The organism is Methanolobus sp. ZRKC5 (assembly GCF_038446525.1).
Classification (GTDB): Archaea; Halobacteriota; Methanosarcinia; order Methanosarcinales; family Methanosarcinaceae; genus Methanolobus.
This window is the reverse complement of record NZ_CP151792.1, coordinates 2,327,908-2,341,692: the sequence shown is the minus strand read 5'-3', so window position 1 is coordinate 2,341,692 and position 13,785 is coordinate 2,327,908. Positions and strand designations below refer to the sequence as shown.

Here is a 13,785-nt window from a genome sequence, read left to right as displayed (position 1 = left end):
AGAGTTCTAATTCCTGAAATAAATAACTTGTCTTTATTTTAATGTGTAATATCAAAGAAGGTCACTTGCCCTGACAAGAGGAACAAGCTTCACACCTATGTCACTCAGGTTTTTCTCTGCCCCAGACTCTCGGTCAACAACAGTTATGACCCTTTCCACGATGCCACCTGCTTCACGGATCGCCACTATGGCATCCTTAACAGAGCCACCACTTGTAGTCACATCCTCAAGAAGCAAAATCTTTGAACCTTGTTTGAACTCACCGACGAAGCGTCCACCAGTGCCATAATCTTTTGCAGATTTGCGAATTAGTATCAATGGAAGCTCTGCTTCAAGGGAAACAGCCGTAGCAAGAGGAACACCACCAAGCACGACACCACCAACAGCATCGAGATCCAATCCTTTTATGACCATTGCGGCATCCTCTGCTATCACTTTAAGCGTAGCAGGATCTGTACTTGCCTTCTTTATGTCAATATAATATGAACTTTTCTTCCCTGAAGCAAGTGTGAAATCACCGAACTTAACTGCACCACACACTTTCAGAGCATCTATCAATGCACGTTTACCATTCCCATCAGACATTCGATCACCTAATAATTATATTTTTAAAATGCTCACCAGGGCTCATTCTTGACCCCGATGAAATATCCTATGATATTCGTACCCAGGTGTAGAACAGGAGTCAGCACCAGAAGCACAATGATTACTGGAATTGTGAAATTGGCTGTGAACCAGCCAGGAGACACGATATATGTAAGCAGCCATGCCCCAAAGACAAAATCAAGTTGGTCGATAACCGGAAGCGGAGCACCTCTCTTAAGTCCAAGCCTTCTTTTGAAGAAACTCATGAACATATCCCCGAACAGTGAACCAAATGCCAGTGTAAATATCACGATTACCGCACTGGCGCTTAAACCATTTCCTGCAAACGATGGTAGCTCAACTGAGAACAGTGTTGTTCTCTTAGAAAGATAATACATCTGAAGCAGACCCACCACCATTCCGAAGAATATACCTGTAAGAAGGCCATGATATGTTTTTCCATCTCCGAGTATACGCCGCCCATCAGCCATTGTTTTGCCATCGTCAATTGGCTTTCCTCCGCCAAGGACAGCTGCCATAGGATTTGGGATATAAGCAGGAAGCATCAGCCAGACAGCAGTTATCAGCATTTCTATCGTAATTATCAACTCTCATTTGTTGTTCTGTTCTGATATGCAACATCGTTATTTAATATATCGAAGCACAATAGATAAAATAGCTTTAATTATAAATATGTTGTACACATAGGATTTGCCAGCAAGATGAAAAACAAAATACCCTACCCGACAACAAGTAATACTATGCTTGCAGCTGTTGTCACTTTTCTTTTACTGGCAACAATCATAACAATGGGGATGTTAACACCCCTTATAGCAAAACTCACAACCGGGGTCGAGCTTGGCCTTGAACCCGCATACTTCAACAATAGAACTGCAATTCCCGTTGCTATCCTTGTTCTGGTCCTGAGCACAGGTATGCTCGTGGGTTATGCTGATCGCAAGTACATCATCCCAATAATAGGATTATCTGCTACCCTTTCGATACTTTTTGCAGTGATGTCGCCCTTTGGGAATACACCCATGGATATTGCTGTGCCCATCCTTATCGTTGCACTGATGGCAACCTTCTACAGGATTATCAGGATATTCATCATCAACAAAAATGCCCCTTCATCAGCAAAGATAAGGAAACTCAGCGCGCACGTAATCCATGTAGGCATCATACTCATCCTGCTTGGAATTATCCTCAGCTCAAACATGAAAGTAGAAGGTTCCGCTGTCCTGAGTACAGATCAAACCGGTTCATTTGAAGGACAGCACTATCAGCTAAAGATCAATAATATGGATTCATACTACACTGGTGAACCCTTCCGCACCTATCCGGCATCAGCCTATACTACAAGGGTCGATTTTGACATTTATAAGAACGGTAATTATTTCAAAAGCGGTAAGGTCAGCTACATCACCGATTTCAAGTGGGGGCAGACATATACGACTACCTACATTAACCGCGGGCCAACAGAAGAACTGTTCATAGCTCCAAGAGCTATTGACGAGTCAGGTGGTGAGATCGACCTCTACATGCGAACGGTACCATTCATCAACTGCCTCTGGGGAGGTATCTACATGATGGTAATAGGCATGACCAGCCTGCTACTAACAGACCGCAGTAAAGGCATCAAATCAGGCACATCCGGAATGAGCAATAAAGCAAATGAAGGAAGATATGACCGCATGCTCGAAGATGAAATAGAAAAACGAAAAGCTAAGAGAGCAAAGGGAAAGAGGTGATGATTTGAACTTAGGTATGATCCTCATATGGCTGGCATTCATCTGTGGATGGGGTGCCACCTTCTATTCAATTAGTTACTATACATCATCGCAGCACAGGGCAAAAATGCACTGGAATAAGCTGGAAATGTTGTGTACAGCATGTATTACACTCTCTGCACTCATACTCATAATACAACTGCTTAGTGTCAATGCTTCCTATGAGTATGTATTCAATCATTCCAGCACCGATCTTTCGTGGTTCTATCGAATATCAGCCTTCTGGGCCGGACAGGAAGGATCTCTTCTACTCTGGACATGGGCAACCCTCGTGATGCTTTTGCTGCTCCGCTACACAGGACACACAAAAGAACTTGTTGAAACAAAGATGATGGACATCACAAGAATGATATCCATGATAGTTGTATCCGTGTTCCTGCTATTGCTTGTCATTGATAATCCATTTTCTGCGTACCAGATACTGCCAACTGGCACGGTTGAAGCAACTAACTGGAACCCGTTCGCTATACTTTATGATGTACCCTACGGGCAGGGAATGAACCCGCTTTTGCGCAATCCCTGGATGGCTGTGCATCCGCCAGTACTCTTCCTTGGATATGCAGCTTTCACCATACCATTCGCATCTGCCATTTCTAACCTTCTCACAAAGGATGAACAGTGGACACTGATAGCAAGAGACTGGATGAGAATTGCCTGGCTCTTCCTCACACTTGGAATAGGACTTGGAGGATTCTGGGCATACGAAGTCCTCGGCTGGGGCGCATGGTACTGGACATGGGATCCTGTGGAAACATCTTCACTAATACCCTGGATAACTGCCACAGCATACCTGCATGCCCAGACACGCACAAAACACGGTGAATACGGATTCCTGGCACCACTGCTTGCAGTAGTTTCATTCCTGCTGGTGATATTCGCAACCTTTGTAACAAGGAGTGGAATATGGGCATCAGTACACTCATGGCAGGATTTCACAACCGAAAGTCTTGTAATTGCCATATTCCTGGTGATACTCACAGGAAGCAGTACATTCCTGTTAGCAAAAAGATACCTGGAAGATGAGAATGATCAGAAAGAGACAGGAATAGACTCTGCCTGATTCATCCCATTTTTTTATTTTTTGACAGCAAATATATTTAGCCTTCTGAAAAATTCAAAATAAGTCCCGTCCGGCTGTCCGGCTACTTTTTTTGCTTTGTCAACTACGAAATCCCTGAAAAGAGAAGCTCTATCTTCCGAAAGAACAGACACAAACGGAACAAGGCTTGGCTGTTCTATCCACCCGACAAACGATTCATCATCAGGAAAATTGCGGTCCGCATTTTCTATCCAGACCCGGTATTGTTCGAAGCCTGACAAGCGGAGCAGTTCTTCATACTCACCTTTATCAGGCATATACCACGGCCATTCAAAGGACCTGAATTCTGATTCGAATTCTGGAGAGGATATTGCCTCCATCATTACACCAGCAATATGTATACAGTTACCTTTTCCGGCAAATTGCACCCTCATTATTCCATTACTTTTTAGAGAGTCATGAATAGTATTGAGGACATGGGAGTGATCTTTGACCCAGTGTAGGGCAGCATTAGAAAAAATAACATCGAATTTTTCCTCAATAATCATGTCCTCCATATCCAGCAGGCGAAACTCCATATTGTCAGCCTTGTGATAATTAGCCTGCTCAAGCATTGAGACAGAACTGTCAACTCCTACAACCCTCCCATCAGGCACTTTTTTTGCCAGCTTTTCTGTGAGAAGACCGTTACCACAACCAAGATCAAGGATACATTCATCGCCCTGAAGATCAAGCTCATCCATCAACCTGCTTCCCCAGTCCTGCTGAGGCTTTGAGAATTTTTCGTATTTTTGACCGTCAAAACCCATTCCCTTCAAACTCCCCCAGATTAGAATTATTCATCACTGAATGATTCAGTTTTCAGTTTCCCATTCTCTTCAATTAGTATCTCAATCTTTCTTTCAGCTTTTGAGAGCTTCTGATTGCACACACGTGCAAGTTTCATGCCACGCTCAAATATCCCAAGACTCTCATCAAGGGTCAACTGACCCTTTTCAAGCTTCTCTACTAGAGACTCCAGCTCTTCCAGGGAGCTTTCAAAACTCATTTCATCCTGGTCTTCAGGCTCATTCTTCTTTTCCTTCATAAACTCAACTCTTCTTCTCACCAATGCTTCGCTCTTCTGACTTAACGCCTGTCACCCTGCACTCCAAGGTACCGTCGATTACCCTGATATCCAAACATTCATCAGGACTTACATCATCAATACCTCTGACAACACTGTGGTCAGTATTGCGAAGAGCGATACTGTAACCCCGCTCCAGCGTATTCAAAGGACTTACTGCGTTCAACCGACCGGCAACCCCGGAAAGAGATGATACCTTTGATTCTATTATTTTTTTGACACCAAACTCTATGCGGGAACTGAGCTCATCAACTCTTTGCATATCACGTCGCAGTATTTCAGCAAACCTTTCATGATCGATCCTGGAAGAAAGGTAATCCACCTGATTTCTATTGCCGGATATGAAATGTATTGTAGCCTGCTGCATACGTGATGTCAAGGAAAGCACATGCGTCTTAAGGTCTGACTTTTCAGGAACTGCAATCTCTGCCGCAGCCGATGGAGTTGGCGCCCTTACATCAGCAACAAAGTCAGCGATCGTATAGTCTGTTTCGTGACCCACTGCTGAGATTATCGGCACTGCTGAGTCAAATATTGCCCTTGCGACTATTTCCTCATTAAAAGACCACAAGTCTTCCAGCGAACCACCACCCCTGCCAACAATGATCACATCAACATCGGTCCTGTTGAGATGCTCAAGAGACCTGACGATGCTTTCAGCAGAATTATCTCCCTGTACTATTGCAGGGCTTAGCAGTATATCTACAGGGAACCTTCGTTTGAGCACATGGATAATATCGTGGACTGCAGCACCTGTGGGTGACGTAACAACACCCACTTTTGATGGAAAACGAGGAATCTTTTTCTTGTGGACCACTTCGAACAGACCTTCTTCCTGTAACCGGTTACGAAGTTGTTCGTACGCCTTGTAGAGTTCACCGATTCCGTCAGGACGCATATCCAGTACCCGCAACTGATACTGCCCACGCACGGTATAGACATCCACTGTTCCAAAAACCAGAACCTTCATGGAGGCCTCCGGTTCGAACTTAAGAGTACGATTGGTCATCCGAAAGCTCACACAACTTATCTGAGCTCCCTTGTCCTTCAGAGTAAAATAATAATGACCGGAACTATGTTTCGTCAAATTTGAGATCTCACCCCGCACCCATACCTGCCCTAGCTGCGGATCCTGTGTAAGAACCTGTTTTATGTATTCATTCAATTGTGAAACAGTGTATATACCCATGTAGAATCTCCGGCCTCTAAAACAAATTATGCTTCGGGAATATAAAGTCCAGTGGGAAGTTATGTGAAAGTATTATATTAACGCTTGTTGCAGGTTGACCGGAAAAGGAACAACAACTTTCTAAAAAATAAGTGTGTAAAAAATTAAATTGTTGGAAATTAATTTCGAAAACTTTTAATAGATTATTCTGTTTCTTAAAAAAACTTACTTGGTGGGATAAAAACGTGACATTTGAAAAAATAGAAAACGACCTGATATTGAAAAACGACACCAATAATATCATACAATACCAACAAATGCAACTGGTACTTTCTGAACGAATGCCTGTTAATGATCTGCCTGGTGATAAGAAAAAGATCAACAGGATTTTAAGCAAATTCCGTTCAGGTGTTTCCTTACTTGCAGGGAAAAAGGAAAATGATGATAAAGGCTGCCCTTACAGGTCAAAGGTCTCAAAAAATAGCAAAACCATAACCATTGACTGCAAGGAATGCGACCATGAATCCACTTTTGAAGATGAACAATGCAGAAAGAAGATATTCAATATCCTCCAGAAAGAACCTGTTGCAGGAAGGGTCACTCTTTCAAAACTCTACGAAAGAGACTATGAGGGAAAATCACTTGCAACGATATACCTGATGTCCGGCCTGAAAGACAAGCTGATATCCTACAAAAGTTCAAAAATCGTACCTGAAACATGTCAGAGCAATGAGCAGTGCAGAAAAGAGCACGCAAGCATAATGAACATGATACTTGAATCGTCAGGAACTGATCCACTTAAAACCTGTTACATAATTGACAAGCTAATTGAATACAACGAAGCAAAAGATCAGTTGTCTGATATCCGGGACGAATGTGTGCTATGCAGGAAGAATTTCACAGGCATCCTCTGTGAAATGAATTCCATTTCAAAAAGAATAACAAAAGGCATTGGTCCTGAAAGCTCTGGAGAATTCGGCACAGAATGCGAAGTTGACTATGAAAAACATCTCAGGTCCTATGTAAGACCTCCTTTTTCCACATCCAGGATCTACACAGAACCACCGGACAATACCATATTCCAGGAATGTTACGACATCAGTTATCAGGATGAGAGACATTTGCCTGTGAACATATATCAGTTAGCGGACCGTCCTGAGAAAATGTACATCATCAACCCAATGGAATACTCCCTTGAAGAAAAGGAACTCAAACTAATAGAGAGAGTAAGGAAGAAGATGATAATGCACCGGCCTGTGGACCTGCAGTTTGCCGACCCGGCTAACTCAAGGGAATATTTCCGCAGGCTTAGCAAGCAGCTTTTGCTCGAAGAGAAGGACGTTGACGATATAACCTGCAACCCTGCAAAGATGAATATCTGCAGTGGCCTGCTGACGAAATATACTACCGGACTCGGGATACTTGAGGACCTGCTGTCAGATGAACGTGTCACTGATGTCTATGTAAATGCACCGGCAGACCGCAATCCGGTTCATGTGGTTCTGGATGGCGAGGAATGTGTAACTAACATCTATCTTTCCCAGGAAGATATGGAATCCATGGTCTCAAGACTTCGTTCCATTAGCGGACGTCCTTTTGGAGAAGCGACACCTGTACTTGAAATGTTCCTCAGGGACTATGGAGTACGTGTTTCAGTCATTGGAGATCCCCTTAGTGCAAAAGGGATAGCCTATGCATTCAGGAAACACGCAAAGGACCCCTGGACACTCCCTAAACTCATCAATAACGGTTCCATCTCAGCACTCACTGCAGGCCTTCTCAGTTTTATCATGGACGGACAGGCTTCTGTCCTTGTTGCAGGGGGTGTTGGAGCCGGAAAGACTTCACTTATGTGTGCCTTGCTCATGGAAATGCCACAAAAATACCGCATGATAACCATTGAGGACACACCTGAGATACCTGTTGAACAGTTCCAGGAAATGGGTTGGAAAGTCCAGGGGCTTAACTCGCAATCTGCCATAATGAAGTACGGCGTTGAGATAGAGCCAACTGTAGCACTGCGAGCATCCCTGAGACTTGGCAGTTCATCCCTCATTATGGGAGAAGTGAGGGGACCAGAGGTAGCTGCTCTATATGAAGCCATGCAGGTAGGTGCCGCTGGAAACTCAGTAATAGGAACCATACATGGCTCATCCACAGATGCAGTCTACGAGAGAATAGTAAATACACTTGGAGTTCCGCCTGCGTCCTTCAAAGCCACTGATGCGGTCATTGTCTGCGCCAATACCAGAATAGCAGGAAGTATGACAATGAAACGGCGGGTCATGCAGGTTGCTGAGGTCAATGAAAAATGGGAAGAAAACTCAGGCAAGGTTTTCTCGGATATACTCACCTACAGTGCATTAGATGACTGTCTCAAACCTTCTGACATAATGGACAGGGGACAATCCGCCCTAATCGCTAAGATTGCAGACAAATGGGGAATTTCCATGGATGAGGCTTCCCGCAACATACGCATGCGAGCGCAAATAAAAACCAGGATAGCAGAATACGGCAAAGAAGACCAGCGCCTGCTTGATGCAAGGAATGTGGCTGTTGCAAACAACATGTTCTGGTTGCTTATGGACAGGGAGATCACAGAACCTGACGGCACTGATTACCAAAGAGTCTATGAGCGCTGGCTGGACTGGTTCAATGATTTTGCCGGGAAAACTGAAGAACACGCTACAATCACAGGTGAAGGACAGCAAACTGTCGGGCAAATTGAACATTATATCTGCGCAGGTGGTCAGGCTGTACAATGAGAACTGGTATTATCATAGCTGCAAGTTCACTTCTGCAAACTTCAGATGGCTTGTAAAGGATTTCGATGTTTTTCGCCAGAGTTCAGATAATGCTACCAGTGAGAGCTACCGCAATGCAATGGTATACACAGGATTGGGACTCGAAGCTCATGAAACCGTGCTTCTTTCCTATGTGACTGCTGCCTTTACACTGATAGGAATACTTATTTTTGACTTTTTCCTTTTCAGGATCACTAACTTTGAAACGTCTACCCTCATGGCCGTTGTTTTGCTGAGCCTGCTATTTCCATTGGCAGTGCTGCTCTACATGAGCGAGTACATCAAAATACATGCAAAATGGATGAAAGTAAGTTCGCTTGGCGATATGCCGGAGATCATCAGCTACATTGTGATGTCAATGAAACTGGTGCCAAATATGGAGGTAGCCATTCGTTTTGCAGCCAGCAACTCCAGCAGGCCTCTTGCAAAGGACCTGAAAAAGATGATATGGAACCTGCATGTGAGAGAATACAGGGGAATCGATGATGCTATACTGGAATTTTCCAACCTATGGGGGAAGGACAGCGAGTATTTCAAAAGGGCGTTGCATCTAATCAAAAGCTCTACATGTGAACCGGATGAGGTACAGAGAGTTATCACTCTTAACCGGGCACTTGATCTGGTGCTTGAAAGTACACGTACCCTTATGGATAGTTTCGCCTCTAAACTGAAGACACCTACCTACGTACTTTACTCCATATTCATCCTGATACCACTTGCACTTGTAGCTTTGATGCCTGCAATAACCGTGGTAGGGATACGTTTTGGGATTGGAACCCTTGTGACAGTCTATGATGTGGTCCTGCCCTTGCTAACCTTCGCATATGCAGAATATATATTAATGCAACGACCTGCTGCATTCATCCCACAGGACATACCTGAAAGCCACCCGGAACTCGCTAATATAAAAAATCGAAAAAGACACGCACTTCTGCTTTCCTCAGCAATAGGTATTGCAATATCTTTACTTGGATACGTTTTGATCTACAGGGGAAACCCGTGGAACATAGTGTCAACAGCAACCCTGGATGGAATTATTCCACCCACGCTTTTCATAATATGGGGTATTGTATTTGCTGTTTCCGTTTACCTGAATATCAGCTATGCACCCTACAAAAAGATACGAGATGAAATACGCAGAATGGAAAATGAGTTCTCAGATGCCCTGTTTGTCCTTGGTCGAAGGATATCCGAGGGCAGGTCTGCTGAAGAAGCATTCATTCACACAGCAGCTACAATGCGTGGTTCTGACATAGCAACCGCATTTGAGAGGATATCACTTAACCTGATGAACATGCGAACAGATATCCATTCAGCAATATTCGATGAGGATTTCGGAGCATTCAAGGACATCTATTCAGAGAGGATCAAGACCACAATGATGCTGTTCATTGAAAGTGCCCACAAGAGCCATGTGGTAGCAGGTGTCGCTATTGTTAAGCTTGCAGACCACCTTAAGGAACTTCAGGACGTGGAGCTGAACATAAAGCAGTCACTCTATGATATGACCTCAACCATGCGTACGACTGCTGCGGTCTTCGCACCCCTTATAGCAGGAGTTACCATTGCCCTTTCTGAAGTGATAGCAAAGATCCTCCAGAATATAGCAGAAAGCATAAAACGTCTGCCTGAAAATGCATTCCCGGGTCCTGCTCAAATATCCCCTGAGAACCTGAACCAGTCCATACCTTCTGATCTTTTCATGTTCGCCATTGGAATATATATCATATTTATAACGGTTATACTAATTCGCTTTTCAGGCACTATCGAGTATGGAGGTGACAAGGCACAACTGCGATACGATATCGGGCAGATCCTGCCGGTTACCATAATAGTCTTCACTGTGTCAACCATACTTTCAAGGGTCATTTTCAGGGGAATGATATGATGAGGCAACTGCCGCAAGATTAAAGGTTTCCTAAGACCTTTTTTGCAGAGGTGTATCCTATGAAAAAATCGATCGGAGCAAAATCCTTAGCTTACCCGACACCTGCGTGGGTCGTTGGAAGCTATGACATGTTTGGAAATGCAAATGCAATGACTGCCGCCTGGGGAGGTATCTGCTGTTCAGAACCACCATGCATTAGCGTATCCATGCGCAAGGCCACTTACACTTATACCAACATAATGGAAAAGGAAGCTTTTACCATAAACATTCCCTCTGAGAAATACGTGAAGGAAACAGATTACTTTGGCATGGCAAGTGGAAAGGATGTTGACAAGTTCGAAAAGATGGGACTTACAGCTGTGAAAAGTGATCTTGTGTATGCACCCTACATAGAAGAATTCCCCATTGTCCTTGAATGTAAATTGGTACAGAGCTTTGAGCTGGGACTTCATACACAATTCATAGGGGAGATCGTAGATATAAAAGCAGATGAGTCTGTACTGAATGAAAAAGGAAATCCCGAAATTCAAAAAATAAAACCGATTATCTACTCACCTGAAAGGAATTACTACGGTGTTGGCAAGTTACTAGGCAAGGCATTTTCCATCGGAATGAAAGAATAACTGCGAAACTATATGGAGTGGCCTGGTTCATTCCATATATTCCAGTGTCTTGTTAGGACATATTTTTACGCATTTCATACAGAGATCACACTTTTCGTGATCCACGTTGGTAAAACCATTGATCCTGTAAAGTGCTCCATTGGGACAAATGTTCTCACACCTCCCACATTTCCTGCATCCAATGGATACAATAAAGCCTTCACGTTCTTCCATCGGAATTAATTATTACGTGGATTCTAAATAAGAGTTAGGATGTGGGGCTATAAAAATAACCTTATATACCTGCAAGTTATAGGAAGCCTGAATGAGTAAACTTATCCCGGGAGAATCAGGTTCATTCTCTTCTTTTCTATCGGATGGATGCAAACTCTGCCAGCAAGGAGCAAAGATGGTGCTTTTCGTCACAGGAGTCTGCCCGAAAGATTGTTTTTATTGCCCTGTATCAGACGAGAGGCGTACTGACGATACTTATGCCAATGAAAGGAAGGTCCTTTCTGACCAGGATGTCCTTGAAGAAGCGAGACAGATGAATGCACTCGGGACAGGGATTACCGGAGGAGAGCCTCTTTTAAAAATGGATAGAGTTATCCATTATATTAAACTCCTGAAAAAAGAGTTCGGGGCTCAACACCATATACACATGTATACATCCATTGCTCCTGACAGGAAAACGCTAAATGAGCTATCTCAGGCAGGACTCGATGAGATAAGGTTCCATCCCCCTGTGGAGCTGTGGGGCAGAATGGATACTACCAGCTATGCAGATTCAATAAACTTTGCAAAGGAACTGGAAATGGAAGCAGGAATAGAGATACCTTCTATTGAAGGTGCTGATAAAATGGCACTTTTTGTAGAGAAGGTCGGGTGCTTCCTTAACCTTAATGAACTGGAGTTTTCCGACACAAATACTGATGCGATGAAAGCAAAAGGTTATACGCTGAGAGATGATGTATCAAATGCAGTTATCGGTTCTGAGGAATATGCAACTGAAATTGCCCAAAATTGTGAAATGATACACTTCTGTTCATCAAGTTACAAAGATGCGGTTCAGCTTCGAAACAGGCTTATACGTATTGCTGAGAACACCGCAAGGCCCTTTGATGAGATAAGTGAGGATGGCACTATATATTATGGACATATTGAATGTGTTACAAGTGATGAACTTAAAATTGTAAATAATGAACTATTGCAGATGGAAGTACCTCCTGAAATGATGGAAACCGCTGCAGATGGAATTGATATTGCCTGGTGGATACTGGAAGATGTTGCAGAATCGATCAGGACTCCGATAAGAAAATTGTACATTCTTGAAAGATATCCTCTTAAAGATGGACTAATTGTTGAGAAGATACCCTTGTAAAAGCTAAAATATATAAGGGAGAATGATATAGATGGTACAATTCTCATATCCAATAAGGATTTTAAAGCTATTTCAAATAAATAGTTTTATAAGATAAAATAACATATTGAAGAAAGAGGTGTTTGTACTGGAAACGATTGAAGAGCGAGTAAGAGAAAGACTAATAAAATATCTTAGTCGCGATGATACTGGTATACGAAAAGTAGTACTGAAATTGTTCCTTAATGGTGGAAAGTTCACTACAGGTGACGTGTACGAGCATCTTCATAATACGGATTTTGATGTGAGTTACAGAGGCGTATCCGCAATGGTTGGTCTCATGAATACAAGACTGGGAATCCTGAGTATCGATGTTACCGGAGACCACAATATATACCTGCTAAAGGAAGATTACAGGGATATTGTACGAACCGTCCTCGATAATTACTAACGTAAACTCTCTCTTTTTCCATTTTGAAAGGTTTCAAGCTAAAAACATAATTAAATTTCACTTAAAACACGGGAGTGTCACTCATACTAAGAAGTATACCCCGAATAGTATACAAAGGATATGAACGTCTGCTTACGCAGGAAGTTCAAAGTGAAGATGTTCCACGACATGTAGCTATTATTATGGACGGGAACCGCAGGTATGCGCGTAAGCTCGGCCAGATCAGTTCTTTCGGACACAGCAGGGGAGCAGATGTTACTGAGAATGTAATGGAATGGGCCTGTGAGATAGGAGTGGAACACCTTACCATCTACGCTTTTTCAACTGAGAATTTTAACAGGTCTGACGATGAGAAGGATAAACTCTTTGACCTTATCAGAATTAAGTTCGATGAGATAGTCGTCGACGAAAGAACGCATGAAAGAAAGATGAGAGTTCATGCCATTGGAGATATCGATAAATTACCAGAACCGCTCCGCGATTCCATCAAGAATGTTGAACTTGTAACATCAGTGTATGATAAATTCAATCTCAATGTTGCAATAGCATACGGCGGCAGACAGGAAATTGTTCAGGCGGTACAGGAAATTGCTGGCAAGGTCCAGGCCGGAGAACTGGAACCTGAAGATATCAATGAAGATACCATATCCGGGCACCTGTACCCTTCAAATGGCTCAGCACTACCTGATGTGGACCTGGTCATACGCACAGGCGGAGATGAACGAGTATCCAATTTCCTCCCATGGCAGGCTAATGGAAACGAATGTGCAGCATATTTCTGCGCACCATTCTGGCCGGAGTTCCGTAAGATAGATTTCCTTCGCTCCATACGCATCTATCAGGCCCGTGTGAGAGAAAGACACCAGCATACAACTACCCGCGCCGCGCACTTTTTAAAAGCCCTTGGAAAAGCTGAAATTGAAGAAGTAAGGCATCATTCCAAGGTCAAGAACTGAAGTGTCTTTTGACTGT

General features: G+C 43.3%; 14 protein-coding genes. 8 read left to right on the top strand and 6 right to left on the bottom strand.

Annotated elements, in window-relative coordinates; translation table 11 throughout:
- Positions 1-51: 51 nt before the first annotated feature.
- Entirely contained in the window at positions 52-585 is a 534-nt protein-coding gene (gene pyrE, locus WN948_RS11545) for an orotate phosphoribosyltransferase (RefSeq protein ID WP_342304349.1), read from the bottom strand.
- A 32-nt stretch (positions 586-617) separates the two neighbouring features.
- On the bottom strand, positions 618-1,175 hold the full coding sequence (locus WN948_RS11540) for a CDP-2,3-bis-(O-geranylgeranyl)-sn-glycerol synthase (RefSeq protein ID WP_342306465.1): 558 nt from the start codon (positions 1,173-1,175) through the stop codon (positions 618-620).
- 132 nt (positions 1,176-1,307) lie between these two features.
- Here WN948_RS11540 and WN948_RS11535 point away from each other — a divergent pair, with 132 nt between their 5' ends.
- The gene (locus WN948_RS11535) at positions 1,308-2,336 is read left to right on the top strand and encodes a cytochrome c-type biogenesis CcmF C-terminal domain-containing protein (RefSeq protein ID WP_342304348.1); all 1,029 of its coding nucleotides are present in this window, start codon (positions 1,308-1,310) and stop codon (positions 2,334-2,336) included.
- A 4-nt stretch (positions 2,337-2,340) separates the two neighbouring features.
- On the top strand, positions 2,341-3,435 hold the full coding sequence (gene ccsA, locus WN948_RS11530; protein WP_342304347.1) for a cytochrome c biogenesis protein CcsA: 1,095 nt from the start codon (positions 2,341-2,343) through the stop codon (positions 3,433-3,435).
- A gap of 14 nt (positions 3,436-3,449) precedes the next feature.
- Here the strand turns inward: ccsA and WN948_RS11525 are convergent, their stop codons facing one another.
- The 3 genes from WN948_RS11525 to xseA are packed head-to-tail and all read right to left on the bottom strand — an operon-like array spanning position 3,450 to position 5,729.
- A complete protein-coding gene (locus WN948_RS11525; RefSeq protein ID WP_342306464.1) occupies positions 3,450-4,223 on the bottom strand; it encodes a methyltransferase domain-containing protein in 774 nt (257 codons plus the stop codon).
- Positions 4,224-4,249: 26 nt separating this feature from the next.
- A complete protein-coding gene (locus WN948_RS11520; protein ID WP_342304346.1) occupies positions 4,250-4,501 on the bottom strand; it encodes an exodeoxyribonuclease VII small subunit in 252 nt (83 codons plus the stop codon).
- Between the two features lie 4 nt (positions 4,502-4,505).
- Positions 4,506-5,729 (bottom strand): exodeoxyribonuclease VII large subunit, encoded by a 1,224-nt coding sequence (gene xseA / locus WN948_RS11515; RefSeq protein WP_342304345.1) that lies wholly within the window; start codon positions 5,727-5,729, stop codon positions 4,506-4,508.
- A 224-nt stretch (positions 5,730-5,953) separates the two neighbouring features.
- Here xseA and WN948_RS11510 point away from each other — a divergent pair, with 224 nt between their 5' ends.
- Genes WN948_RS11510 through WN948_RS11500 form a run of 3 tightly spaced genes read left to right on the top strand, consistent with a single transcriptional unit; the run spans position 5,954 to position 11,023 of the window.
- Positions 5,954-8,473 (top strand): type II/IV secretion system ATPase subunit, encoded by a 2,520-nt coding sequence (locus WN948_RS11510; RefSeq protein WP_342304344.1) that lies wholly within the window; start codon positions 5,954-5,956, stop codon positions 8,471-8,473.
- The gene (locus WN948_RS11505) at positions 8,364-10,400 is read left to right on the top strand and encodes a hypothetical protein (protein WP_342304343.1); all 2,037 of its coding nucleotides are present in this window, start codon (positions 8,364-8,366) and stop codon (positions 10,398-10,400) included. Before WN948_RS11510 ends, WN948_RS11505 begins: the two co-directional genes overlap by 110 nt.
- 59 nt (positions 10,401-10,459) lie before the next feature.
- Complete coding sequence (locus tag WN948_RS11500; protein ID WP_342304342.1) at positions 10,460-11,023, top strand: flavin reductase family protein; 564 nt, start codon at positions 10,460-10,462, stop codon at positions 11,021-11,023.
- Between the two features lie 27 nt (positions 11,024-11,050).
- Here WN948_RS11500 and WN948_RS11495 read toward each other — a convergent pair whose 3' ends face one another.
- Positions 11,051-11,236, bottom strand: coding sequence for a 4Fe-4S binding protein (locus WN948_RS11495; protein ID WP_342304341.1), 186 nt, complete (start codon positions 11,234-11,236; stop codon positions 11,051-11,053).
- Between the two features lie 91 nt (positions 11,237-11,327).
- Between WN948_RS11495 and WN948_RS11490 the strand changes: the two genes are divergently transcribed.
- From WN948_RS11490 to uppS, 3 genes are all read left to right on the top strand, one after another.
- On the top strand, positions 11,328-12,383 hold the full coding sequence (locus tag WN948_RS11490; protein ID WP_342304340.1) for a radical SAM protein: 1,056 nt from the start codon (positions 11,328-11,330) through the stop codon (positions 12,381-12,383).
- A 118-nt stretch (positions 12,384-12,501) separates the two neighbouring features.
- Complete coding sequence (locus WN948_RS11485) at positions 12,502-12,813, top strand: DUF2551 domain-containing protein (RefSeq protein WP_342304339.1); 312 nt, start codon at positions 12,502-12,504, stop codon at positions 12,811-12,813.
- Positions 12,814-12,896: 83 nt separating this feature from the next.
- Positions 12,897-13,769 (top strand): polyprenyl diphosphate synthase, encoded by an 873-nt coding sequence (gene uppS / locus WN948_RS11480; RefSeq protein ID WP_342306463.1) that lies wholly within the window; start codon positions 12,897-12,899, stop codon positions 13,767-13,769.
- The last annotated feature ends 16 nt before the right edge of the window (positions 13,770-13,785 follow it).

Coding starts and splice junctions, on each gene's coding strand:
- WN948_RS11500 (WP_342304342.1), top strand. CDS start 10,460: ATGAAAAAATCGATCGGAGCAAAATCCTTAGCTTACCCGACACCTGCG.
- WN948_RS11520 (WP_342304346.1), bottom strand. CDS start 4,501: ATGAAGGAAAAGAAGAATGAGCCTGAAGACCAGGATGAAATGAGTTTT.
- WN948_RS11540 (WP_342306465.1), bottom strand. CDS start 1,175: ATGCTGATAACTGCTGTCTGGCTGATGCTTCCTGCTTATATCCCAAAT.
- WN948_RS11525 (WP_342306464.1), bottom strand. CDS start 4,223: ATGGGTTTTGACGGTCAAAAATACGAAAAATTCTCAAAGCCTCAGCAG.
- WN948_RS11495 (WP_342304341.1), bottom strand. CDS start 11,236: ATGGAAGAACGTGAAGGCTTTATTGTATCCATTGGATGCAGGAAATGT.
- WN948_RS11505 (WP_342304343.1), top strand. CDS start 8,364: ATGATTTTGCCGGGAAAACTGAAGAACACGCTACAATCACAGGTGAAG.
- WN948_RS11490 (WP_342304340.1), top strand. CDS start 11,328: ATGAGTAAACTTATCCCGGGAGAATCAGGTTCATTCTCTTCTTTTCTA.
- WN948_RS11535 (WP_342304348.1), top strand. CDS start 1,308: ATGAAAAACAAAATACCCTACCCGACAACAAGTAATACTATGCTTGCA.
- xseA (WP_342304345.1), bottom strand. CDS start 5,729: ATGGGTATATACACTGTTTCACAATTGAATGAATACATAAAACAGGTT.
- pyrE (WP_342304349.1), bottom strand. CDS start 585: ATGTCTGATGGGAATGGTAAACGTGCATTGATAGATGCTCTGAAAGTG.